Origin of the sequence: Sphingomonas sp. SORGH_AS_0870 (assembly GCF_031453175.1) — a bacterium.
Taxonomy (GTDB): Bacteria; Pseudomonadota; Alphaproteobacteria; order Sphingomonadales; family Sphingomonadaceae; genus Sphingomonas.
In genome coordinates this window covers 1,444,875-1,469,238 of record NZ_JAVIYW010000002.1, presented here as the reverse complement: position 1 = coordinate 1,469,238, position 24,364 = coordinate 1,444,875, and the positions used below count along the sequence as shown (strand labels likewise).

At 68.8% G+C, this 24,364-nt stretch carries 16 protein-coding genes, 1 tRNA gene and 1 pseudogene; 9 read left to right on the top strand and 9 right to left on the bottom strand.

The features are described 5' to 3' along the window. The first annotated feature begins 10 nt into the window (after positions 1-10). A tRNA-Glu gene (locus tag QE363_RS07430) sits at positions 11-86 on the top strand. Positions 87-212: 126 nt separating this feature from the next. Here the strand turns inward: QE363_RS07430 and QE363_RS07425 are convergent. From QE363_RS07425 to QE363_RS07410, 4 genes are read right to left on the bottom strand one after another with little or no spacing between them, the layout of a single operon-like run. Then, positions 213-1,187, bottom strand: a complete 975-nt coding sequence (locus QE363_RS07425) for a DUF2891 domain-containing protein (RefSeq protein ID WP_309693765.1) — start codon at positions 1,185-1,187, stop codon at positions 213-215. Then, positions 1,184-2,146, bottom strand: coding sequence for a DUF979 domain-containing protein (locus QE363_RS07420; protein ID WP_309693764.1), 963 nt, complete (start codon positions 2,144-2,146; stop codon positions 1,184-1,186). The genes QE363_RS07425 and QE363_RS07420 overlap by 4 nt, the downstream gene beginning before the upstream one ends. Beyond that, complete coding sequence (locus tag QE363_RS07415) at positions 2,143-2,808, bottom strand: 5-oxoproline transporter, DUF969 family subunit (RefSeq protein WP_309693760.1); 666 nt, start codon at positions 2,806-2,808, stop codon at positions 2,143-2,145. Before QE363_RS07415 ends, QE363_RS07420 begins: the two co-directional genes overlap by 4 nt. A 15-nt stretch (positions 2,809-2,823) precedes the next feature. Continuing rightward, positions 2,824-3,333, bottom strand: a complete 510-nt coding sequence (locus tag QE363_RS07410; protein ID WP_307104032.1) for a winged helix DNA-binding protein — start codon at positions 3,331-3,333, stop codon at positions 2,824-2,826. Between the two features lie 103 nt (positions 3,334-3,436). Here QE363_RS07410 and QE363_RS07405 point away from each other — a divergent pair, with 103 nt between their 5' ends. Beyond that, positions 3,437-6,982: a hydantoinase B/oxoprolinase family protein gene (locus QE363_RS07405; protein WP_309693754.1), complete on the top strand. Its 3,546-nt coding sequence runs from the start codon at positions 3,437-3,439 to the stop codon at positions 6,980-6,982. Between the two features lie 21 nt (positions 6,983-7,003). On the opposite strand, the gene QE363_RS07400 is transcribed toward QE363_RS07405, so the two are convergent. The 3 genes from QE363_RS07400 to QE363_RS07390 all read right to left on the bottom strand — a co-directional run bounded on the left by QE363_RS07400 (position 7,004) and on the right by QE363_RS07390 (position 12,364). After that, complete coding sequence (locus QE363_RS07400) at positions 7,004-8,233, bottom strand: glycoside hydrolase family 27 protein (protein ID WP_309693751.1); 1,230 nt, start codon at positions 8,231-8,233, stop codon at positions 7,004-7,006. An 18-nt stretch (positions 8,234-8,251) separates the two neighbouring features. Continuing rightward, positions 8,252-9,598, bottom strand: a complete 1,347-nt coding sequence (locus QE363_RS07395) for a cellulase family glycosylhydrolase (protein ID WP_309693749.1) — start codon at positions 9,596-9,598, stop codon at positions 8,252-8,254. Positions 9,599-9,877: 279 nt separating this feature from the next. Continuing rightward, positions 9,878-12,364: an exo 1,3/1,4-beta-D-glucan glucohydrolase gene (locus tag QE363_RS07390; RefSeq protein ID WP_309693746.1), complete on the bottom strand. Its 2,487-nt coding sequence runs from the start codon at positions 12,362-12,364 to the stop codon at positions 9,878-9,880. A 188-nt stretch (positions 12,365-12,552) separates the two neighbouring features. Between QE363_RS07390 and QE363_RS07385 the strand changes: the two genes are divergently transcribed. Next, positions 12,553-13,284 (top strand): GDSL-type esterase/lipase family protein, encoded by a 732-nt coding sequence (locus tag QE363_RS07385; RefSeq protein WP_309693744.1) that lies wholly within the window; start codon positions 12,553-12,555, stop codon positions 13,282-13,284. Positions 13,285-13,353: 69 nt separating this feature from the next. Here the strand turns inward: QE363_RS07385 and QE363_RS07380 are convergent, their stop codons facing one another. Continuing rightward, positions 13,354-16,671, bottom strand: a complete 3,318-nt coding sequence (locus QE363_RS07380) for a TonB-dependent receptor (RefSeq protein ID WP_309693741.1) — start codon at positions 16,669-16,671, stop codon at positions 13,354-13,356. Positions 16,672-16,893: 222 nt separating this feature from the next. Between QE363_RS07380 and QE363_RS07375 the strand changes: the two genes are divergently transcribed. The 4 genes and pseudogenes from QE363_RS07375 to QE363_RS07360 all read left to right on the top strand — a co-directional run bounded on the left by QE363_RS07375 (position 16,894) and on the right by QE363_RS07360 (position 21,221). Next, positions 16,894-18,420 carry a tryptophan 7-halogenase gene (locus QE363_RS07375; RefSeq protein ID WP_309693739.1) on the top strand — a complete coding sequence of 509 codons (1,527 nt, stop codon included), beginning with the start codon at positions 16,894-16,896 and terminating at the stop codon, positions 18,418-18,420. Further along, positions 18,417-19,154, top strand: a pseudogene (locus QE363_RS07370) (tryptophan 7-halogenase); the annotation flags it as partial. The gene QE363_RS07375 and the pseudogene QE363_RS07370, both read left to right, overlap by 4 nt. 100 nt (positions 19,155-19,254) lie before the next feature. Next, the gene (locus QE363_RS07365) at positions 19,255-19,719 is read left to right on the top strand and encodes a tryptophan 7-halogenase (protein WP_309693736.1); all 465 of its coding nucleotides are present in this window, start codon (positions 19,255-19,257) and stop codon (positions 19,717-19,719) included. Beyond that, the gene (locus QE363_RS07360; RefSeq protein WP_309693733.1) at positions 19,716-21,221 is read left to right on the top strand and encodes a tryptophan 7-halogenase; all 1,506 of its coding nucleotides are present in this window, start codon (positions 19,716-19,718) and stop codon (positions 21,219-21,221) included. Before QE363_RS07365 ends, QE363_RS07360 begins: the two co-directional genes overlap by 4 nt. On the opposite strand, the gene QE363_RS07355 is transcribed toward QE363_RS07360, so the two are convergent. Beyond that, on the bottom strand, positions 21,212-22,276 hold the full coding sequence (locus QE363_RS07355) for a cupin-like domain-containing protein (RefSeq protein ID WP_309693730.1): 1,065 nt from the start codon (positions 22,274-22,276) through the stop codon (positions 21,212-21,214). The two genes, QE363_RS07360 and QE363_RS07355, sit on opposite strands and share 10 nt — an antisense overlap. Before the next feature lie 121 nt (positions 22,277-22,397). Between QE363_RS07355 and QE363_RS07350 the strand changes: the two genes are divergently transcribed. Beyond that, positions 22,398-23,540, top strand: a complete 1,143-nt coding sequence (locus tag QE363_RS07350) for a GDSL-type esterase/lipase family protein (RefSeq protein ID WP_309693727.1) — start codon at positions 22,398-22,400, stop codon at positions 23,538-23,540. Continuing rightward, positions 23,540-24,340 carry a polysaccharide deacetylase family protein gene (locus tag QE363_RS07345; RefSeq protein ID WP_309693724.1) on the top strand — a complete coding sequence of 267 codons (801 nt, stop codon included), beginning with the start codon at positions 23,540-23,542 and terminating at the stop codon, positions 24,338-24,340. The genes QE363_RS07350 and QE363_RS07345 overlap by 1 nt, the downstream gene beginning before the upstream one ends. The last annotated feature ends 24 nt before the right edge of the window (positions 24,341-24,364 follow it).

Genomic DNA, 24,364 nt, shown 5'->3' with positions numbered 1-24,364 from the left:
CACCGCAAACGGCCCCTTCGTCTAGCGGTCTAGGACGTCGCCCTCTCACGGCGAAAACACGGGTTCGAGTCCCGTAGGGGTCACCAGCCTTTTTAAAGGTTGGATAGCGCTTGGTATGATTCAGCCATGTGCTGATAGGCGAAGAGCCACACCCTTCGGATCAGCGATCTTTTCACAAGTCGATCGCTCCCGGCCAGACACGGCACCCCGCCTCAATCCGTGCCCGTGCAGGCCAGCATGGCGAAGCTCGCCAGCCAGTGTTCGCCCATATAGTCGCCTGCGACCTCGTCGATCGCCGCGGCGAGGTGGTCGGCGGCGGCGGCTTGCAGGGCGTTGCGCAGCCTGGCCTCCGGTGTCGTCGCCAGCGCCTGCATCGCCCAGGCGCGGCTGAGGTTCAGGCCGTCGAGATGCGCGATCCGGCCGTCGCTGCGATCGCTGACGCGCGCCGGGGTGGCCAGCGTATCGGGAAGCAGCGGCAGGAACGCCGCGAACCAGTCGGCAAAGGCGTCGGCGGGCAACAGGCGCTGCATCGCCATGGCCTCCATCAGCGTCGGGGACAGGAAATCCTCGCCGCTCGGCTCCCAGACCTGGGCCTGGCGATCCGCGCCGAACCAGTGGTGCGCGCGCTCGATCATCGCGCCGCGCATCGCCTGGTCGTTGGCGACCCGCGCATAGCGATCGGCGAGCACCAGCGCGAAGGCGGTGTTGGCATGCGTCCCCGCGCGCACCGGATAGGTCATCAGCGGCAAATGCGCGCGCCATCGTGCGGCAAAGGCCTCCGCCAGCGGCCGCAGCGTGTCCGCATGGCTCAGCCCCGCGACCATCAACTCGCTCTGTAGCATCAACAGCCACGCCCAGCCATAGGGCCGCTCGAACCCGCGTGCGCTCGGCCGGTCGAGATAGGCGCACTCCGCCGCGACCTTTTCGGGCGTGAAGGCCGCGTCGAACAGCGCGTCGATGGCGGCGACCTCAGCCAGATCGGGGAACAGACGCCGGATCCGGGCGAGCAGCCAATAGCCATGGACGCAGCTATGCCAGTCGAAACTGCCGAAGAAGATCGGATGCACCGCGCGCGGGCGATACGGGTCGTCATCGCCGGTCATCACATGATCGGCCTTGTGCGGATATTCGCGGGTGACATGGCCGAGCGCGATCCGCGCGAATGTCGCGGCACGAATGGGGGTCATCGCAATCCTCCAGGAAAGGCGCAGAGCGTCAGCACCGTGATATTGAACGCCAGCAGCATCAGTGCGGTCGGCCACTGGACGCGGATCACCCCGAACCGGTCCCGCAGTTCGAGGACCGCGGCGGGCACCAGGTTGAAGTTCGCCGCCATCGGCGTCATCAACGTCCCGCAAAAGCCCGACAACATGCCCAGCGCCGCGACCACCGCCGGATCGCCGCCGAAATGGCGGATCAGCAGCGGCAGGCCGATGCCCGCCGTCATGATCGGAAAGGCGGCAAAGGCATTGCCCAGGACCATCGTGAACAGCGCCATCCCGACGCAATAGGCGATCGTCCCGGCCAGCGGCGTATCGAGCGCGACGATGTTCACGACGCCGCTCGCGACGACCTTGCCCACGCCCGCCATCGCGAACACGCCGCCCAGCGCCGCCAGCATCTGGGGCAAGACCATCGCCCAGCCGATCGAGTCGACCAGCCGCCGCGCCTCGGCGACCGGCGCGGTGCGCGGCGGCCGGGTGAGGCGCACGGCCAGCAGGAGGGCGACGATCGACCCGGCCACCAGCGCGACCAGGGTCACCTGCTTCGGGTCGATCAGCGCCACGCCCGCGATCCGGCCCTTGCCGACCGATAGCGTCCCCGCCAGCGTGACGGCGGGCAGCATCAGCGCGGGCACGAACAGCCGGCCGCCCAGTCGCACGGCGGAGGCGGCGCGCTGCTCCGCATCGCTGCTGGCGACGGCCGAGGGACGCAGCCCCCAGGTCGCGAGGCCCACCATCACGAGGACGAGACACCCGGCGAGCAGATCGGGCAGCCATGGCCCCACCCCGAGCAGCACCGCGAAGAGTCCCCAGAACCCGGCATTGCGCCAGCGCGTCGGCGCTTCCCGGTCGCAGGCATGATGCGCCGCCACTGCCGCGGGCAGCGTCGCCGCCGCCATCCCGATCGCATCGAGCCCGATCATGCCCGCCGCCGCAACCGCCGATCGAGCAGCAACAGGCGCGCGCCGTGGATCAGGAACGCCGCGATGGCGGTCGGGATCGCCCAGAGCGCGACGTCCAGCGGTGCGACCGCCACGCCGTCCTGTTCGAGGATCGCGCGGATCAGCAGGATCGATCCGATCGCGATGAACACATCCTCGCCGAAGAACACGCCGATATTATCGACGGCGGCGGCATGCGCGCGGATTCGGTCGCGCGTCTCGGGGTCGAGCGGCTGGCGCTCGTCGCGCTCCTCCGCGCCCTCCGCCATGGGGGCGACGATCGGCCGGACCATCTGGACATGCCCGCCCAGCGACACCAGCCCCAGCGCCGCCGTGATCTGACGCAATGCGAGATAACCGAGCAGCACCCGCCCGGTCGTCGCCCGGCGCAACCCCCGCACGATGTCGCGCGCCTTTTCGCGCAGCCCCGCGCGTTCCAGAAGGCCGATCATCGGCAGCGCCAGGAACGGGACCGCCAGGAAGCGCGCATCGACAAAGGCCCGCCCGATCATCGCGATCACCGCGACCGGCCCGAACCCCGCCGCCGCCGCACTGGCCAGCGCGGCGACGGTCACCACCAGCAAGGGGTTCACGCCCAGCGCGAAGCCGATGATGATGATCGCGATTCCCGAAAGGACGAGCATGGCGGCGGCCTCTCGCTAAAGCGTCGCGGCGGCTCGCGCCGCCTGGTTATACTGGCCCGACAGCGAGCGCAGCAGGTCCGCCGCCTCCGACAGTGCCTGGCCATCCGGACCGTCGGCGACGACGGCGCTGGCCAGCACGCGTTCGCGGATGTCGCGATAGTGCAGGCAGAAATCGCGGCCCGCCTCGGTCGCCGCGATCCGCTTCTCCTTGCCGGATCGATCGGTGGCGACGAGCCCGGCGCGTTCCAGCTTGCGGATCGCATAGGTGATGAGATGCGTGTCCTCGACATCCAGCACCAGCGCGATGTCGGCGATCCGCTTGGCGCGATCGCGGTGGCGGACGGTGTGCAGGATCAGCACCTCCAGCGGCGCCAGCGCCAGTCCCGCCGCCGCCGCGCAGCGCACGATCCAGCGTTGATAGGCGGCGGCGGCCAGCGTCAGGCTGAACTCCAGCTCGGACAGCGCCGGGGCCGCGCCATCGGCCAGATGCGCCGAAGATACGATCGCCCGCTTGTCGTTGGTCATGCCGCCTCCTGCGCGATCAGGGTCGCGGCGTTTCTATGGGCTGTCAATCCATCGCCGATAGTTTATCGACGATTCGTCGACAATTTCTCATGGAGGTGGCGCGATGGCAGGCTGGTCGTTCTGGATCGATCGTGGCGGCACCTTTACCGACGTGGTCGCCCGCGCCCCCGACGGGACGCTGACCACCGCCAAGCTGTTGAGCGAGGCGCCCGAACGTTATGCCGATGCGGCTATCGCGGGCATCCGCACGATCCTGGGGCTGGCGGACGACGCACCCCTGCCCGCCGATCGCATCGCCGAGGTCAAGATGGGGACGACCGTCGCGACCAATGCGCTGCTGGAACGCAAAGGTGCGCGGACGCTGCTGGTGGTCGACCGAGGCTTTGCCAATCTGCTCGTCATCGGCGACCAGACCCGCCCGCGCCTGTTCGACCTCGCCATTCGCCGCCCCGCCCCGCTTCATGACGGGGTGATCGAGATTGGCGGCCGGATCGATGCCGACGGCGCGGTGGTCCTGCCGTTGGACGAGGCGGAGTGCGCCGCGCAGCTGGCGGCGAAACGCGCGGAGGGTTTCGAGGCGGTCGCTATCGCGCTCACCCATGGCTGGGCGCATGGCGACACCGAAGCGCGCGTCGCCGCGCTGGCGCGCGCGGCGGGCTTCACCCAGATTTCGGCCAGCCATGTCGTCAGCCCAATGATCGGCCTGGTCGCGCGCGGGCGGACGGCGGTGGTCGATGCCTATCTGTCGCCCGTGCTGCGCCGCTATGTCGATAGGGTCGCGGGTGCGCTGGGGCCGATCCCGCTCCATTTCATGCAGTCCAGCGGCGGGCTGGCCGATGCGCGCGCCTTTCAGGGCAAGGACGCGATCCTGTCGGGCCCGGCCGGGGGCGTCGTCGCCGCCGCACGCACCGCGCAGGCGGCGGGGATCGACCGGGTGATCGGCTTCGACATGGGGGGCACCTCCACCGACGTCGCGCTCTATGCCGGGCGGTTCGAGCGGGTGCTCGACGCCGAGGTCGCGGGCGTCGAGATGCGCGTGCCGATGATGGCGATCGACACGGTCGCGGCGGGCGGCGGATCGATCCTGCATTATGACGGATCGCGGTTCCGCGTCGGCCCGGACAGCGCGGGCGCCCATCCCGGCCCCGCCTGCTATCGGCGCGGCGGCCCGCTGACCGTGACCGACGCCAATGTGCTGGTCGGCAAGATCCAGCCCGCGCATTTCCCGGCGGTCTTCGGCCCGAACGGCGACCAGCCGCTCGACATGGAGGCACCCCGCCGCGCCTTTGCCGAGCTGGCGGCGGAGATGGACATGGCCGATCCCCGCGCCGTGGCGGAGGGATTCCTGGAGGTGGCCGTCGCGCATATGGCGGCGGCGATCAAGCGTGTCGCGCTGGAGCGCGGCGAGGACGTGACCGGCTTCGCGCTGCAATGTTTCGGCGGGGCCGGTGGACAACATGCCTGCCGCGTCGCCGAGGTGCTGGGAATGCGCACGGTCCTGATCCATCCGCTCGCGGGCGTGCTGTCGGCCTATGGCATGGGACTGGCCGACCGGGTGGCGATCCGTCAACGCTCGGTCGAGCAGCCGCTGGGCACGCCGCTGGACGCCATCATGACGGCGCTCGGCGACGAAGCGGCGGCGGAGGTCGGCGCCGGGGCCCGCCGCGTCGCCACCGTTCACCTGCGCTATGCCGGGACCGACACCGCGCTGCCCGTCGACTGGGCCGGGGACGACGCCATGCAGGCCGCCTTCGAGGCGGCGCACCGCGCGCGCTTCGGCTTCGTCAGCCCGAACGCCGAACTGGTCGTCGAAAGCGTGATGGTCGAGGCGATCCTGCCCGGCGAGCCGGTGACGCCGCCGCCGCTCCCGGCGCGGCAAGGTCCGCTGCCGCCGCCGCTTTCGCATGTGTCGGTCTGGACGAACGGTGCGGAGCATCCGACCCCCGTCCATGACCGCGCCGCGCTGAGACCCGGCGATCGCATTGCCGGCCCCGCACTGATCCGCGAGGCGATCGCGACGACGATGGTAGAGCCGGGCTGGACGCTGCGCGTCGGCGATGGCGGCGAACTGCTGCTCGCGCATGACGCATCGGACACGCGCAGCGCCCCCGACCCGCAATATGTCGATCCGGTGCAGCTCGAACTGTTCAACACCCGCTTCATGGGCATCGCCGAGCGCATGGGCGTGGTCCTGCGCAACACCTCGCGCAGCGTGAACATGAAGGAGCGGCTCGACTTCTCCTGCGCGCTCTTCGATGGCCAGGGACGGCTGGTCGCCAACGCGCCGCACGTTCCCGTCCATCTGGGGGCGATGGGCGAAAGCGTCCGCGCCGTCATCGCCAGCCGGTCGGGCACGCTCAAGCCCGGCGATGTCGTCGCGCTCAACAATCCGTTCAACGGCGGCACCCATCTGCCCGACGTGACGGTGATCGCTCCCGTCTTCGACGCGGCGGGCGAGCATATCCGCTTCTTCGTCGCCAATCGCGGCCATCATGCGGATATCGGTGGGCTGACCCCCGGATCGACCCCGCCTTTGTCGCGCACGCTGGAGGAAGAGGGCGTGGTGATCGACGACTTCCTGCTGGTCGATGGCGGGACGCTGCGCGAGGCGGCGTTTCGCGACCTGCTGGCCGGGGCGCGCTATCCCGCGCGCAGCCCGGACACCAATGTCGCCGACATCAAGGCGCAGCTGGCCGCCAACGCGACCGGCATCGCCGAGCTGAACGCGCTGATCGCGGCCAGCGGCTGGCCGATGGTGCACGCCTATATGGAGCATGTCATGGACCAGGCGGAGGAAAGCATCCGCCATGTCCTGTCGCGGCTGGAGGACGGGGCCTTCGCCTACACGATGGACGACGGCACGCCGCTGGCGGTGCGGGTCACGGTCGACCGGGCGGCGCGGGCGGCGACGATTGACTTCACGGGCACCGGCCCTGCTCGCCACGGCAATTTCAACGCTCCCCCGGCGGTGACCCGCGCGGTCGTGCTCTATGCCTTTCGCTGCCTGATCGGCGAGGACCTGCCGCTGAACGAGGGATGCCTGGCACCGCTGACCATCATCATCCCGGCGGGCAGCTTCCTGTCGCCCCCGCCCGGCAGCGCGGTGGTGGCGGGCAATACCGAGGTGAGCCAGGCGGTCTGCAACGCCCTGCTCGGCGCGCTGGGGGCCTGCGCCGCGTCGCAGGGGACGATGAACAACTTCCTGTTCGGCAACGACCGCTATCAATATTACGAGACGATCTGCGGCGGAACCGGCGCCGGGCCGGGCTTTGACGGCGCATCGGCGGTGCACAGCCACATGACCAACACGCGGATCACCGATCCCGAGATACTGGAACTCCGCTATCCCGTCCGGCTCGACCGGTTCGACATCCGCCGGGGATCGGGGGGCAGCGGTCGCCATCGCGGCGGCGACGGGGCCATTCGCGAGATCACCGCGCTGGAGCCGATGACCGCCACGATCGTCGCCTCGCGCCGGACCGTCGCGCCCTTCGGCCTGGCGGGCGGCGGTGCCGGAGCCGTGGGACGACAATGGCTGGTCCGGGCGGACGGCACCCGGCACGCCCTGCCCGGCGTCGATCAGGTCGAGCTCCAGGCGGGGGACCGGATCGTCATCGAGACGCCCGGCGGGGGCGGCGCGGGCCTCTGACCGCTCGCGCCCGCCGCCGCTTCAGGGTTGGAGGCGGATCATCGCCACGCCGTGCGGCGCGACCTCCGCCTCGTAGCGGCGGGACAGGCGGCCGAGATCCTTGTGGGTCCACAGGTCGCGCGCGCGCAGGCGGGTCGTGGCGGGCAGGCCCAGCTGCGTCCAGTCCGCGCCGATCCGCGCGGGCGTCTCGCCCCGGTTCCAGAACAACAGGGCGCGGCCGCCATCGGCCATGGGCTTGACCCAGACCTCGCGCGGGCCGTCGCGCGCCACCCGGTGGCCCTGTGCGCCCAGCGGGTCCTGATCGACCGCGATGACGTCGCGGTTCAGCAGGATGTCGCGGGTCGCGGGCGTCATGCCCGCGACGTCGTTGCCCGCGATCAGCGGCGCGGCCATCATCGCCCAGAGCGAGAAATGCGCGCGATATTCGGTGTCGCTCAATCCGCCATTGCCGACTTCCAGCATGTCGGGATCATTCCAATGGCCGGGTCCGGCAAAGGGCCAGAGCGGCTCGTTCATGTCGACGATCGACGCAACGCCCCAGCTATAGCCGTGCTTGCCTTCCCATTTGTCGGTGATGTCGCCGGTGGTGCGCCACATATTGCCGATCTTCGCACCCCATAGCCAGGGCCGCGAATGGCCCCATTCGCATAGCGAGAACAGGATCGGCCGCCCCGTCGCGCGCAGCGCATCGGCCATGGTCGCATAGGCTTCCTCGGCATTGCGCACGCCCGTCGAGCACCAGTCATATTTCAGATAGTCGACGCCCCAGCGGGCATATTGCAGCGCGTCCTGATATTCATGCCCCTGGCTGCCCGGACGCCCGCCACAGGTCTTGGTCCCCGCATCCGAATAGATGCCGAACTTCAGCCCCCTTGCATGGATATAGTCGCCCAGCGCCTTCAGCCCGCCGGGAAAGCGCCGGCGATCCTCGGTGATGAAGCCATTGGCGTCGCGCGCGCCGTGCCAGCAATCGTCGATGACGATATATTCATATCCCGCCGCCTTCATCCCGTTGGAGGCCATCGCATCCGCCGTCCGGCGGATCACGTCCTCGTTCACGTTGCAGGCGAACTTGTTCCAGCTGTTCCAGCCCATGGGCGGGGTCTGGGCGAGGCCGTTGGCGGTGCGCTTGGGGTCCTGGGAGGGGGCGAGCGTGTTGGGGTCGGTGTCCAACACTTCCTGCGCCATGGCGGGAACAGCCATCTGGAGCAGCAGCGTAGCGGCGAGCGGGCGGGCGAAACGACGGAGCATGGCGGCCTGTCCTTGCGCTTATCGGGTCTTGGGGAGCCGGGCGACGGCCGCGGCATGGTCCGCGACGATGCGGACCGTCGTGTCGCCGGTGAAGATGCCGTACCAGCCCTGCGGCTCGTGCGGCGGGTCGCCCATATACTGACCGTCGCCGTCGCGGAACCGATAGTCGGGATGCTGCGCGCGCGCCTCGCCATTCCAGGCCCAGAAATTGGTGCCCGCGATCGGCCCGCCCGCCGCCATGTCGCGCAGCGCGGCGGCATAGATCAGGCGGTAGAAGCGGTCCTTATAGGTCGTCGCCACCTTCGGATCGTTGCTGCCGCCGTCGCGCGGATAGCCGAACTCCTCGATGATCAGCGGCTTGTCGAGCTGGCGGGCATAGCCGACATGGCGGGCGATATAATCCTGGGTCAACGCCTCGCCGCGCTTGTAGGTGTTCGCCAGATCGGCCTGCTTCACCCAGTCCCAATTGTTGGGCCAGATATGCGCGGTCAGATAATCGATCGCGTCGATGCCATGTTCGGCCAGCAGGATGTCGGGCTTTTCCAGCGTGCCCTTCAACCCTTCCGATCCGGTGCAGACCAGATGGTTGGGATCGAGCGACTTGATCAGCGTCGCGCTGTCGCGGACCCAGCCATGGAATTGGTCGAGATCGGCATGCGCCAGATCGCCCGCCGGGCGCGGCTCGTTGGACAGCTGCCACGCCATGATCGTCGGGTCGGCCGCATAGGGCTTTGCGGTGACGCTGTTGGTGCGCGACACGATGGTGCGGATCCAGTCGCGATACATCTCCTTGGCGCGCGCATTGCCATAGAATTGCGCGTTGAAATTGGCGAAGGCAGGCCAGGGATGCGCCGGATCGTTCGCATTCAGGAACTGGCCGCCATTCACATAGGACAGATAGGTCATCATGCCCCCCGACCATTCCCAGAAATTGGTCAGGTACAAGACCGCGCGCATGTTGCGCTTCGCCATCTCCGCCAGCGCATAGTCCAGCCCGGCGAGCAAAGTCTGGTTGGTCGTGGTGGCGGTGCGGAAACCCGGCTTGATCGAGTCGCGCAAGGGGCCTTCTTCGGCCGAGGCGAGGATGCGGATATTGGTCACGCCCATCGCGGCCAGCGCATCCAGCTCGCGCCGCAGCCGGGCGCGGTCGCCATAAGGTGCGTCGGCGCCCAGATAGGCGGCATACCACATATTGGCCCCGACGAAGCGATAGACCGCGTCGCCGATCATCAGGCGGGTGCCCTTGCGACGGACGAACAACTCCCGCTTCGCGCCCGCCGCATCGGCGGCAGCCGCCACGCCCGCGCATCCCGCCAGCAAGGCCGCCGACCCCAGAAAGCCGCGACGATCGATATCCATGGTCATGCCCGCATCCTCCCCTCATATCGTTTCCCGACGCGGCTTTGCCGTCGTCATGGTGCAGGTCGATCGACCTGATTCCATTGGCATAACGAAGAATAATGCAAATTGCTTGCGGTATTTTGGGTAGCCGAAACCCTCCCTCACCCATCACCCCGGCGAAGGCCGGGGTCCAGTTACGGGGCGATGGCAACAACCTACCAACGCTTGCCCAACTGGATCCCGGCCTGCGCCGGGATGGTCAGGTGTTTTCGCAGCGCCTCCCTTACGGGAGAGGATTGGCGATCAGCGCATCCCGCAGCTGACCGGCCCCGGCGGCGCGCTGGCGATGCGGATCGACGAGATGTCGAGGCCCAGCTTGCCGGTCGTCGCGATCGTCCAGGGCTTCGTCACCGAGGCCATGGTCACGCCGCCATCGGCGAAACAGCGCAGCGGCACCGCCAGCTGGCGCCATTCGCCCAGCGTCCCCTTCAGCGCGCCGGTGATCGGCACGGTGGCGGGCTTGCCGCCCTCCATGCCGAGCAGGACCTCGGCGGTCGGGGCCTGGGTCACGCGATAGTCGACCAGCAGGCTGAGCTGGCCGTTGGACTCGCGGGTGATGTCGATCGGCTTGGCTTCCTCGATCGCGGCGCTCGCCGGGCCGGTGCCCGTAAAGGTGAAGCGCAGGCTGTCCTCCTGCGCGGCGCGGTCGACGCGGCTCTGCTGCACCGCGCCCGCCACGTCCAGCCGCGCGCCCGCGACCACCCGGCCGCGCACGAACAGCGCATTCTGGTCCCCCGCCGCCACCGCCGGACGCGCCTCGCTCAGCACCGGCACGGTCACGCCCTGCGCATAGGTCAGGCCATAGCCGATCGGGAAGAGCGGGTCATAATTCGCGTCCCGCTTGTTCAGCACATATTGGTCGAGCCGCTTGGGCCAGGAAAAGCTGAGCTTGCCGTGGAAGTCGTTGCGCGGCTTGCCATCGCGCCCGGCGATCAGCACGTCCGCCACGCCGCCGCCCTCGGTGCCGGGCAGGAAGGCCGCGACGAATGCGTCCGCCGCGTTCATCTCGGGGTTCACCCAGAGTGGACGCCCCGACAGGAACACCGCGACGACCGGGACACCGGCGGCCTTCAGCTTCTTGAGCAACGCCAGGTCGCTCTTGTCCTCGGGGCTGTATTCCAGCGTCGGGCGGTCGCCGGTGAACTCGGCATAGGGGGTCTCACCGAACACCACGATCGCCGCATCGGGCTTGGCGCTATAGGCACCGTCGACCGCCAGCACCGCCTTGCCGCCGCCCGCGCGGACCGCCTCGTCGATGCCCGCCCAGATCGACTGGCCGTTGGGGAAGTTGGCGTTGGTGACGCCGGTGCCCTGCCAGGTGATCGACCAGCCGCCAGCCTGCTGCCCGATATTGTCGGCACCGCGTCCCGCGACCAGGATATTGGCGCCGGGCTTGAGCGGCAACAGGCTGCCATTGTTCTTCAGGAGGACCATCGACTCGCGCACCGCCTGGCGGGCGATGGCGCGGTGCTCGGGCGATCCGATCAGGCCTAACTTGCCCGATACGGGCCGCGAGGACGGACGCCCCGCCTCGAAGCTGCCCGCCAATATCTTCACGCGCAGGATGCGGCGCACCGCATCGTCCAGCCGCGCGGCCGGGATCGTACCGTCCTTCGCCTCGCGCAGCGTGTTGGCGTAAAGCTGCTTCCAGCCCGCGCCCGAATACATGAACATGTCGAGCCCGGCATTGATCGCCGCCGGGCAATCCTCGTTGTTGCAGCCGGGCACCTGGCCATGGGCGTTCCAGTCGCCGATGGTGAAGCCGTCAAAGCCGAGCTTGTCCTTCAGCACGCCGGTCAACAGGCTCTTGTTGCCGGTCATCTTGGTGCCGTTCCAGCTGGAGAAGCTGGGCATCACGGTCAGCGCGCCCGCGACCAGGCCGCTGCGATAACCGGCCGCATGCACGTCACGCAGCACCTCCTCGGACACGCGCGTATCGCCCTGGTCGCGGCCGCCGGTGCCGCCATCGCCCAGGAAATGCTTGATCGACGAGATGACATGGCCCGGCTTCATGAAGTCGCCGCCGACGCTGCCCTGAATGCCCTCGACCATCTTTCCGGCATAGGATTCGACGATCGCCGGGTCCTCCGAATAGCTTTCATAGGTGCGGCCCCAGCGATCGTCCTGCACCACCGCCACGGTCGGCGCGAAGCTCCAGTCGATGCCGGTCGCCGCCGTCTCCGCCGCCGTCGCCGCGCCGATCTTGCGGATCAGCTCGGGGTCGCGCGCCGCGCCGAGGCCGATATTGTGCGGGAACAGCGTCGCGCCGACGATATTGTTCGCGCCGTGCACCGCGTCGGTGCCCCAGATCAGCGGCACCTGCGGACGGCCATCGCTGCGCTTCGCCGAGGCGTCGTAAAAGGCGTCGAACAGCTTCAGCCATTCGGGCGCGGGGGCGAATTCGTCATTATTGGGCGCCGAATTGCCGCCGTTCAGGATCGAGCCGAGCTTGTACGTCTCGAGGTCCTTGGGCGTGATCGAGGCGATGTCGACCTGGATCAGCTGGCCGACCTTGTCCTCCACGCTCATCTTGGACAGGATCTGTTCGACCCGCGCCTCGACCTTCGGATCGCGCTGCCGCTTCAGGGGCAGTCGGGGCCAGAGATCGGGATGCGCGACCGCCGAGGCCTCGGCGGCACCGGCGGCCTGTTGCCCGGCTGTCTGGGCGGAAACGCCGCTGCTGAGCGCGGTTGCGGCCACCATCAGGGCCAGCGTGCGGGAAAACGGCATGGTACATCCTCTCCTGTCGATTTTCATGCGACGTTCCGGTTTCATGACAGCGCTGTCAACAAAACATATTTCAAATTTTCTTTTTACCGCTCTACGCTTCGCAATGGCTTCGTCGGACATAACCGAGGGCACGAAAAACAAAGGCGGCGCCGTGCCTTGCGACCGCCTGATGCTTGCTGGAGACGTTGATGCGCTACGCCCCTGCCCTTCTGCTGCTGCTTGGTGCCGGAGCCTCCGCGCAGCAGGTGCCGCCGCCCGCCGCCAAGCCCGACGAGGGCGAGATACGGCTGCACAATGATTTCGGCTGGCTGGGTCGCTACCAACAGGCCAATGCCCGCGTGACCGGGCCGGTGACGATCGTCTTCATGGGCGATTCCATCACGCAAGGCTGGTTCGACAAGATGCCGGGCTTCTTCACCCCCGGTCGGATCGGGCGCGGCATCGGCGGCCAGACGACGACCCAGATGCTGTTGCGCTTCCGCCAGGACGTGATCGACCTGAAGCCGAAGATCGTCCAGATCATGGCGGGCACCAACGACATTGCGGGCAATACCGGCCCGATGACGCCCGAACAGACCGAGGCGAACATCATGTCCATGGCCGAGCTGGCGCGTGCGCACGGCATCCGCGTGATCCTGGCGTCGATCCCGCCCGCCGATCATTTCCCCTGGCGACCGGGCCTCGACACTGCGTCGCGGATCGCGGTGCTCAACGACTGGATGAAGGGCTATGCGGCGCGCACGGGCGCGACCTATGCCGATTACTGGTCGGCGCTGCACGACGGACAGGCCACGCGCGCCAGCCTGACCTATGACGGCGTCCACCCCAATGAGGCGGGCTATGCCGTGATGGCTCCGGTGGCCGAGGCCGCGATCCGCACCGCGCTTGCCAGGCCCGCGCCCCGGCCGATCGCCCGCTGATCGGCTCGGGAAAAAACAAGGGCCGCGGTGTCGCCACCGCGGTCCTTTTCATGCGATCGTGCCGACCGATCAGTAGGTCAGGCGGACGCTCAGCTGGAACTGGCGGTCGCTCTTGAAGTACGAACGCGGCGCTTCCAGGCCCGAGCTGTTCAGCACGAAGGTCGTGCGCGTCGTCGCGTCGAGCAGGTTCTGGACCTGCAGACCGATCTTGAACTGCTTGTTGACCGTGTAGAACAGCGAGGCGTCCGCCTGGCCCGCCGCCAGCGAATAGACCGGCAGGAACGGGAAGCAGCAGTCGCGGTTGGTCAGCAGATACTTGGACCGCCAGCTATAGGCGATGCGCGCATAGATGCCCGCATAGTCATAGAAGGCCGACACGTTGAAGTTGTACTTCGACAGCTGGGCCAGCGGCAGCGTGCTGTACAGCCCCGCCACGTCGACCGGCGGACGGTTGCCGTCGGCAGGCCCGTTGTTCGGCGTCGCGTTGGGGATCTTGCCCGGATCGACATAGGTGAAGGTCGCCTGCGTCCCCAGGCCGCGCAGGATGCCCGGCAGGAAGTCGTAGGTCTGCTGGTACGAGATTTCCGCGCCCTTGATATGCGCCGTGCCCGGTGCATTGGCGGGGCCGTTCACCGACACGGCATAGGTCTGGCCGTTGTTGGTGAAGTCGCGGACGAACCCGTAATTGTCGAGGATGATGTTCGACAATTCCTTGTAGAACACCGCACCCGTCAGCGAGCCGACCTTGGCGAAATACCATTCGGCGGTTAGGTCGACCTGCTTGGCATCGACCGGACGCAGATAGGGGTTCCGCGCGCTCGACTGGAAGCCGTAGGACCCGGTCGTGTTGCTGCCCGAGGGGCTGAGGCCGACGAAGTTGCGCAGATCGGTGAAGCCGGGGCGCGAGATCGCCTTGGACGCCGCCAGACGGAACAGCAGGGTCGGCGTCACCTGGTACTTCAGGTTCAGGCTGGGCAGCCACTTGTCGAAGCTCTGCTTGGCCACGTCGGTGGTCGACGCGCCGTTCGAGAAGGCGACGACCGCCGCCTGCTGCGCGCTGGTCAGCGTACAGATCGGGCGCACCGTGTTGGTGTCGTTGGGCGAGGCGCAATAGGCCGCGACGGTCGGGAACGTGCCGATCGTCGTGCCGATCTGCGGGAAGGTGATGCCGCCGGTCGATTCATCCCGCGTATGGACATAGCGCAGGCCGATATTGCCCGACAGGCTGGTCTCACCGCCGCCGATATTGTCGATGCCGAAGTCGACGCGCGCATAGGCGGCATAGGTCCGCTCGCGCATCTTGTAGACTTCGTTCGGCCGGAAATAGCCGTCGACGAGGTCGGAGCCGCGATCCTCCAGCGGGGTATAGCCGCCGCCCGACGCCTTGGTCGCCTCGCGCAGCAGCGCGGTCAGCGCGTCGTGATCGGTCAGCAGCGCATCGCGCAGGCCATAGGTCGTCGGCGGGGTCACCACCTGACCACGATAGAAATCGGTGAAGTTCAGGCCGGTCACCGCGCTCGAATATTTGTCGAGCGTCGCGGTGCTGGAGGTCCAGGTGTCAGACACCGCGCCCCAGTTGTTATAGTCGTTGGTCTTCACCGTCTGGTTGCGGTCCGAATAGCGGCCGCCGACCCGCACCTTGCGCAGGAACGAGTCCTCGGACACGTCATATTGCGCATCGGCCTTGAACGCCCACTCGTCGCCGTCGCTGTGCGTGCGGTTGTTCATCGCGTCGCGGATGAAGATCTTCGTCGGGTCGCCGAAATAGGCGGCGGCGGACTGGCCGTTGGGCGGGATCACGTTGATCAGCGGCGCACCGTTGCTACCGTCGATCCGCACGCCCGAGAAGGTCGCCAGTTCGACCGTGTCGTCCGAATCGCGGCCCTTCGAGAAGACATATTGCCCGTCGAAGTTCAGGTGCAGCCGCTCGGTCGGGTCCCACTTGACGTTGACCGACTGGTCCTGCGTCGCGCCGTCCGTCTTGAAATAGCGGTTGGCGAGCGTGGTGTACTGGCCGCCGCCGTTGCGGATCAGCGTGCCCGAGGTGAACAGGCCGTTGGCGTCATAGGTCGGCTGGGTGAAGCTCTGCCCCGCGATCGGCGCGCTGGGGTTATAGCCCTGCGGGAAGATCTGGTTGGCGTCGGCATAATAGACGTTCGGCTCGACCGTGCGGTCCAGCCAAGTCTGCTTGGACTCGGCGCGCAGGAACTGCGCGGTGATCAGCAGGTTGCCGCGACCATTCTCATATTGCGCCGAACCGGCATAGCCGATGCGGGTGCGGTCGAACTGCTGCATGCGCGAGCCCGCGCCCAGCGGCACGTACACGACGTTGCGGCCCGACGGCACCGGATAATGGTCATAGGCGGTCGACGCATAGGGCGTGCCCGCGTTGATCGTCCGGCCCTCGCCCGCGTCCTGCTGGCCATTGCCGTTGGTGTCGTCATTGTAGCGCGGGATGAACGCCGAATAGAAGACCGAGTCCGACCGGCTATATTGCTGGTTGTAGCTGCCGCTGGCGAGGATGCCGAAGCGGCCGCCATTGCCCAGCTGCCACTGCTTGGAGAACAGGCCGACGACGGCGGGCGCGCTGCGCTTCGAGAAGTCGCCATAGTTCACGCTGCCCGACAGATAGACCAGCGTCTCCTTGGTGTCGAAGGGCTTGCGGGTATTGATGTTGACCGTGCCCGAGATACCGCCTTCGATCAGGTCGGCGGTCAGGTTCTTGTACACGTCGACCGAGCCGACCAGTTCGGTCGGCACGTCGTTGAAGCCGATCTCACGACCGCCCGACACGCCGAAGCTGTCGCGGCCGTTGAACTCGCCGCGCACATAGCTGAGGCCACGGATGGTGACGCCCGAACCCTCGACCGAGAAGTGGGCGGTGTCGTTGGCGGCGGCGAAGCGGGTGATGGCGACGCCAGGGACGCGCTGCAGCGCCTCGTTGACCGAACGGTCCGGAAGCGCGCCGATGTCCTCGGCAGTGATCGCATCGACCACCGTGTCGGCGTTGCGCTTGATCGACTGGGCATTGGCGAGCGACTGGCGCAGGCCCGTGACAACGATGTCACCCTGATTGCCCTCGGCGGCGGGCGTCGCGACGTCGGTAGCGGTCACATTGGACTGGTCGGGCGCGGTCTGGTTGGCGATCGACGCACTGTTCGACAGCGGCTTTTTGCCCGCATTGGCACCGGCGGGCACGCTGGCCTGCCCGGCCGTACCGGCGCCGACATTGGTCTGCGGCACGGACTCGTCGTCGCGGGAAGCGGGTGCGGGCGTCGTCTGGGCCGACGCGGTCGCGGGGACCATTTGCACGGCCGCACAAAGGGCTACGACCGAAACCGTGGCCGCCAGCCGCTTGCGGCTGACGCCGTCAGCCAAGATTCGCATGGTGTGCATGTACCTTCCCGATCCTCTCCGATGCGCTTCGTCATGGAAGCGCCCCCGTTTTTTCGTGCCGCGTGATAGCGGTTATCATGCGGCTAAATCGGTGCCGATCCGGACTCAAGGGAAATATCTAAACTTGATTTAATTATTGAGGAATTGCATCGAACTGTTGCTGCCAGGTGACACTCCACAGGATCCCTGCGGGCATGATCGGGAGAGGTTCGAGTGAGCGGCGATCCATCGGCGGACGACCGGGTGCGCATCATCGTGATCGGCGGCGGCACGGCGGGCTGGATGACCGCGGCGGGGTTGGTGGGCCTGTTGCCCGCGGCGTGCACCGTCCACCTGGTCGAGTCCGAGGAGATCGGCATCGTCGGCGTCGGCGAGGCGACCCTGCCGCATCTGCGGGCCTATCTCGAACGGCTGGGCATCGACGAAGCCGAATTCATGGCGGCGACCGATGCCACCTACAAGCTGGGGATCGAGTTCCGCGATTTCGGCCGGATCGGCGACCGCTATATCCACCCCTTCGGCACCTATGGCCGTCCGCTCGCCGATATTGGCTTTCACCATTACTGGCTGCGTCGCCATGCCGAAGGCGCGCCGGTGCTGCCGATCGGCGCCTATTCTGCCGGGGTCGCAGCCGCCGAGGCCCGCCGGTTCGAGCGACCGGGCACCGACCCCGACGATCCCACCACCAGCTTCGGCTATGCCTATCAGTTCGACGCAACCCGCTTCGCGCCCTTTCTCCGCCGCTGGGCCGAGGCGCGCGGCGCGCGGCGGACCGAGGGGCGCGTCGTGGCGGTCGAGCGCGATGCGGGCGACGGCGCGGTCCGGGCCGTGACGCAGGCCGACGGTACGCGGATCGAGGGCGACCTGTTCATCGACTGCTCGGGGTTTCGCAGCCTGTTGCTGGGGCAGGAACTGGCCGAACCCTGGGAGGACTGGTCGCACTGGCTGCCCTGCGACCGTGCGGTGGCGGTGCCGAGCGCCAGCCCCGACGCCCCGACCGAGCCCTTCACCCGGGCCACCGCGACCCTTGCAGGCTGGCGCTGGCGCATCCCGCTGCGCCACCGGGTCGGCAACGGCCATGTCTATGCCAGCGCATTCTGCGACGATGAACGGGCGGCCGAACTGCTGCTGGCCGGGTTGGACGGCCCCGCGCTCGCCGAGCCGCGCTTCCTGAAATTCCGCGCGGGGCGGCGGCGGCGCAGCTTCGTCGGCAATGTCGTGGCGGTCGGGCTCGCCTCGGGCTTTCTCGAACCGCTGGAGTCGACCAGCATCTATCTGGTCCAGGCCGCGATCACCGCGCTGGTCGAGCATTTCCCGGACGCGCATGTCGCCGATATCGACCGCGACGGGTTCAACGCCGCGATCGATGCCGAATATGACCGGATCCGCGATTTCCTGATCCTGCATTATCACGCCACGACCCGCGACGACTCCCCCTTCTGGAACCATGTCCGCACCATGACGGTGCCCGACACGCTGGCCGAGAAGATGGAGTTGTGGCGCGCCACCGCGCAGGTCGCGCATTATCGCCATGGCCTGTTCCTCGAGCCGAGCTGGGTCGCGGTCTATCTGGGCCAGGGCGTCGTACCGCATGGCTGGGACCCGCGCGCCGATCGGCCCGAAGGCGCCGGGCTGGACCGCGCCCTGTCCGGCCTGTCACGCGCGATCGCCGATCGGGTGGCGCGGATGCCCACCCATGACGCCGCACTAGCGGCCATCGCAGCGGGAGCACGCGCATGAACCGCCGCACCCTTCCCGCCCATGTCGCGGTCGCGGGTGGCGGGCCGGTCGCCTTCGCCGCCGCGCTCGCCTTTGCGCAGGCCATGCCGGGCACGCGGGTCACGCTGGTCCCCGCGCCCGTGCCCGATGCCGCGCTGGCGGATCGCTGGCCGCTCGCCCTGCCCTCCGCCCATGCGATGCTCGCGCGGCTGCATTGCCCGCCCGACATGCTGCTGGCGCACGGCGTGGCGACGCCGCGCCTCGCCACGCGCTTCCTCGACTGGAGCGCGGACGGGACGGCGTGGATGGTCGCGGACGAGCCCGCCCCGCCGCTTGCCGGTGCACCGCTACACCAGTTCTGGCTCCGGGCCGGGGCGCCGATGCCGTTCCACGCGCTCCACCCCGCCTGCATCGCCGCCGAGGCGGGCCTGGTTCCCCGCGATGTCGAGCCTGGGATCCATCTGGATGCGCGGCGGCTGCGCGACGGACTGGCCTCGCTCGCCCGGCAGGCGGGGGTTGGCCTTGCAAGTGCCCCGCTCGCCGCAGCGACGACCGACACCGGCGTGGAGGCACTGCAACTCACCGATGGCGGTCGGATCGAGGCCGATCTGGTTATCGACGCGACCGGCCCGGCACGGCTGGTCGCCACCTCCCAGGGGTTCGAGGGCTGGGGCGACAGCCTGCCCTGCCATCACCTTCGGCTGGAACCATCCGCCGCCGCCCCCTCCCCCATCGACAGCTATCGCGCCGTGGCGGACGGCTGGGCCGCCACATGGCCCGGCGCGGCGGTAAGGGCCAGCCGGGGCGCGGCACCGGGCGCGATCGCCTTTACCCCCCGGCCGCCTGTCGGCGCCGATGCGCGGCAACGTCCTGGCGCTGGGCGAGGCGGCGGTGCAGCCGGGGCCGCTGGGCCTGACCGGCTTCACGCTGGCGCTGGCCCAGATCGCGCTGGCGCTGGAGTTGCTGCCGACCGGCCCCGACATGCCTCTGCTGTCGGCCGAATATAATCGCCGCGCGAACCAGCGCGCCGACCGGATGCGCGACTTCCTCGCCGCGCATTACATCGCGAGCACGACGCCGCCCGCCATGCCCCCGTCGCTGGCGACCATGATTTCCCAGTTCGAACGGCGCGGCACCCTGCCTCCGGCGGACGAGGATTGGGTCGAGCGCGACGCCTGGATCGCGGTGCTGATCGGTCAGGGCCTGCGCCCCGAGCGGCCCGACCCCATCGCGTTGGGCATTCCGCGCGAGGTCGCGTGCCGGGCCGTGCTCGACAGGGCTGGACAGTGGCGCGCCGCCGCCGGAAAGCGCGGATCATGACCCCTTCCCCCATCGAACATGTCGTGATCGTCGGCGGCGGCACCGCCGGATGGATGATGGCGGCCGCCGCCGGGCGCTATCTGGACAATGGCCGCCGCCGGATCACCTTGGTGGAATCGGACGCGATCGGCACAGTCGGCGTCGGCGAGGCGACCATCCCGTCGATCCTGAACTTCAACGCGCTGCTCGGCATCGACGAGGCGGAGTTCCTGCGCGCCACCCAGGGCAGCTTCAAGCTGGGGATCGCATTCACCGGCTGGCACCGCCCCGACAGCCACTATATCCACCCGTTCGGCCATCATGGCCGCGACATTCAGGGGCTGAACTTCCATCAGCTCTGGCTGAAGATGCAGGGGCAGCCGGGCGTCGGGCCGATCGGCGACTATTCCGCCTCGACCGTCGCGATGGAGCGCGCCGCGTTCGGCAAGCCCCTACCCGATCCGCGCTCACCGCTGTCGGGGCTGGCCTATGCCTATCATTTCGATGCCGGGCTTTATGCCGCCTTTCTGCGCCGACGCGCGGAGGCGGACGGGGTCGTGCGGGTCGAGGGACGGATCGTCGCGGTCGAGCGGCACGAAAACGGCGATGTCGCGGGGGTACGGCTGGAGGATGACCGCCGGATCGCGGGTGACCTGTTCGTCGACTGCTCGGGCTTCCGCAGCCTGTTGCTGGGCGACACGCTGGGCGTGCCGTTCGAGGACTGGTCGCACTGGCTGCCCTGCGACCGCGCCATCGCGGTGCCGACCGAGCGGACCGAGCCGCTGCTCCCCTATACCCGCGCCACCGCGCACGAAGCGGGCTGGCAATGGCGCATCCCGCTCCAGCACCGGACCGGCAATGGCGTGGTCTATGCCAGCCGCTTCATGGACGACGATGCGGCGGAGCGCCTGCTCTTGTCCCGGCTCGACGCCGCGCCGACCGCGACGCCCCGGCGGCTGTCCTTCACCGCGGGATGCCGCCAGCGCCTGTGGGAGCGCAACGTCGTCGCGCTGGGCCTCGCGGGGGGCTTTCTGGAGCCGCTGGAATCGACCAGCATCCACCTGATCCAGCAGGGCATCTCGAAACTGTTCGCGCTCTTCCCCGACAAGCGGCTCTCGCCGGTCGAGCGTGACGAGTATAACCGGCAGATGGGCGACAATTACCGCTCGATCCGCGACTTCATCATCCTTCACTATCATGCGACCGCGCGCGACGATTCCCCCTTCTGGGACCATGTCCGCACCATGGCCCTGCCCGACACGCTGACCCGCAAGATCGCGCTGTTCCGCGAAAAGGGGCGCATCTTCCGCTATGAGGACGAGCTGTTCGCGACGCCCAGCTGGGTCGCGGTGCTGCTGGGCCAGGGGGTGATGCCCGAAGGCTATGACCCGGTGATCGACGCGCTGGACGACGACCGGGTGCTCGCCGCGCTGCGCCAGATGCGACAGGCGACCGCCACCGCCGTAGCGGGCCTGCCGCCGCATGCGGTGGCGCTGGCGCGGATCGTCGCCGGTCAGGGCTGACCGGCGCCCAGCATCCGCAACAGATAGCCGCGAATCCGCTCGTCCCGCTCGGGCGCGGGCGGCCCCAATATGCCGCGCACCGCCGGGGGCAGGTGATCCGCCACCCGCGCGGCATCCTCGCCAAAGACATAGTGGTCGAACCATTCGCGCATCGCCGCCCGCTCCGCCGCCGGTCGGTCGCGCACCGCCAATATGGCGTGGACCAGCGCGGCGAAGGGCGCATCCGAGGTGCCGCGCGTCCACCAGTAATTGACCAGCAGGTTCAGCGGCCCTTCGGCGCGAATCTCGTGCCACCACATGGCGGGGATATAGATGGCGTCGCCCGGCCCCAGCTCGGCGACCTGGGCGGCGGCTTGCGCGGCGGCGAAACGGGGAAAGCGGGTCAGGTCGGGGCGTTCGAGGTCGACCATGCTGGTCGGCTGCCCCGCCATCGTCATGTCGAGCGGCCCGACATAGAGGTTGGCGGCCTGTTCGGGCGGGAACAGCACGACCCGGCGGCGTCCGGCCGCGACGGCGGCGATGTTGCTGGCCATGTCGTAATGCGCCGACACCCGGCTGCCATTGCCGATCCACAGCCGCGCCTGCGCATCGCCGACCGGCAAGGGCAGCGGATGGTCGCGGGTCCAGCCGGGGAAATGCTCGGCCGCGGTGCTGGCCCCGGCATAAAGCGCGGGCGGTTTATCCTGCCCCTCGGCGCGCAGCAACGCCTCGAGCAGCAGGGGAAGCGGGATTTGCGCGCGCTCGAAATTGAAGCCGCTGAAATCGTCGCGGTAGAAGAATCGCCCGCCGATCGCGGGATCGCCCGCCATCAGACCCAGCGGCCTGCCCCCGTCATAGCCGCGCAGGCAGTCGGCGAGCGCCGCCACTCCCCGCCGCCCCGCCGCGACCACCGGCCAACCCTCGACCAGACCGCGCAGCACCACCGGCGTCGCCGCCTCGACCAGCGCGAGGAAACCGTCCTGCGTGGTCGGCGCGCTCCGCTCCGCGACGCGGGGGGCCTGGGCGATCCAGTCGCCCCCCCCCGCGGTCGCGCTCGCTTCGGAATCCTGTCTCATCACGGTTCGATCCGTGTCAGGCCCGGACGGGAAAAGGAAATGATTTTCGTTGCGTTGCGCCGCGCCAAGGGTAGCACGCGATAACATATGGGGCGGAACATCGGCCCCGTCAGGAGAGACAATGCCGCATATCCTGCCCCCGACACGGAGCTGCCGCCTGATGCTCGCCGGTCTGTCGCTGACGATGGGCCTGCCCGCCGCTCTGCCCGCCCAGTCGGGTGCGGCCGAGGGCATCCGCGCGCTCGGGGCCGAGACTCGGGCGGGGCAGCCGCTGCCGCTTCATATCGGCGGGCGCGTGGTCGCGACCGACGGCTATCGGCGGCAATGGCCGGGCACCTATATCGAGGGCGCGTTCCGGGGGCCGTCGGTCGATCTGGGGGTCGGCCCCGGTGCCGTGTCGTTGCGCATCCGCGTCGATGGCGGCGCGCCCATGCCGCTGGTCCGCCCCGCCCCCGGCCTCTATCGCATCGCCGCACGGGGCGCGGGGCCGCACCGCATCCGCGTCGACGTCGCCAGCGAGAGCCAGGCCGGATGGACGGTGCTGCGCGGGCTGTTCGCCCCCACCGGCACGACCCCGCTGGCCGCGCCCGCGCCGCGCGCCCGACAGATCGAGTTCATCGGCGATTCGCATACGGTCGGCTATGGCAACACCTCCCCCACCCGCCAGTGCAGCCAGGATGCGATCTGGCGGACGACCGACACGACGCTGGGCCTGCCCGGCATCGCCGCGCGCCATTACGACGCGGATTATCAGGTCAACGCCATTTCCGGTCGCGGGATCGTGCGCAACTATGGCGGCTTCGCCGCGCCGACCTTGCCGGACGCCTATCCCTATGCGCTGTTCGACGGCCGCACCCCGGCGGCGACGCCCGGCTGGAACCCGCAGGTCGTGGTCATCGCGCTGGGCACCAACGACTTCTCGACGCCGCTGAAGCCGGGCGAGCGCTGGGCCGACCGCGACGCGCTGCACGCCGATTACGAGCGGCGCTATGTCGATTTCGTCGGCCGCCTGCGCCGCCACTATCCCCGCGCCTTCTTCGTCCTGTGGGCGACCGACTTGGCCGATGGCGAGATCAAGCGCGAGGTCGGCAAGGTCGTCGACCGACTGCGCGCGGGCGGGGAGCGGCGCATCGCCTTCGTGCCCGTCGACGGGCTGGGCTTTACCGGCTGCGACGCCCATCCCGACACCGATGACGATCGCAGGATCGCCGCCGCGATCGAACGGGCCATCGATGCCCGACCCGATATATGGACGCGCCGCTGATGCGCCGCCTTCTGACGCTGCTCGCCGTCGCGGCCGCCGCCATGCCCGCCCAGGCCGCCACCCGCTGGCCCCATGGTGCGAAGGCGGCCGTGGTGCTGACCTATGACGATGCGCTGCCCTCGCAGCTCGACCATGCGGTGCCCGCACTCGACGACGCCGGGCTGAAGGGCACCTTCTTCCTCGCCAATGTCCGCGCGCAGGATGTCGGTCGCTGGCGCGCCGTGGCGCAGGAAGGGCATGAGCTGGGCAATCACACCATCTTCCACCCCTGCCGCGCCGCCGCCTTTCCCGCCGATCCGCGCTACACCACTGAGGCCTATACCCCGGCGAGCATGATCCGGGAGATCGCGCAGCAGAATGTCCTGCTGACCGCGCTCGACGGCAGGATGCGCCACGGTTTTGCGACACCCTGTGGCGAGACGCGAGCAGGCGGGGTCGATTATCTCGAGCCGCTGCGCGCCGCCGGCCTCGTCACCTATGCGCGCGGGGTCAGCGTCAGCCCGGCCGAGCTGGCGGCGGACGTCGCGCGGATCGACCCGATGCACATCCCCGCACGCGGTTTCGGCGAGGGGGACGACGCCGCGAAGATGATCGCCTTCGTCCAACAGGCCGAGGCGGGCGGCGGCATGGCGGTGCTGCTGTTCCACGGCGTCGGCGGCGATCACCTGGCCGTCACCGATGCGCAGCACCGCGCCTTCGTCGCCTGGCTGAAGGCGCATCGCCGTGACGTCTGGGTCGCCACGCTGCAACAGGCGCTAGACTGGGCGCAGGCGCATCCCGGACCGTCGCCGCGCCGATAGCGCGCCATCGGGAACTCTCTACCG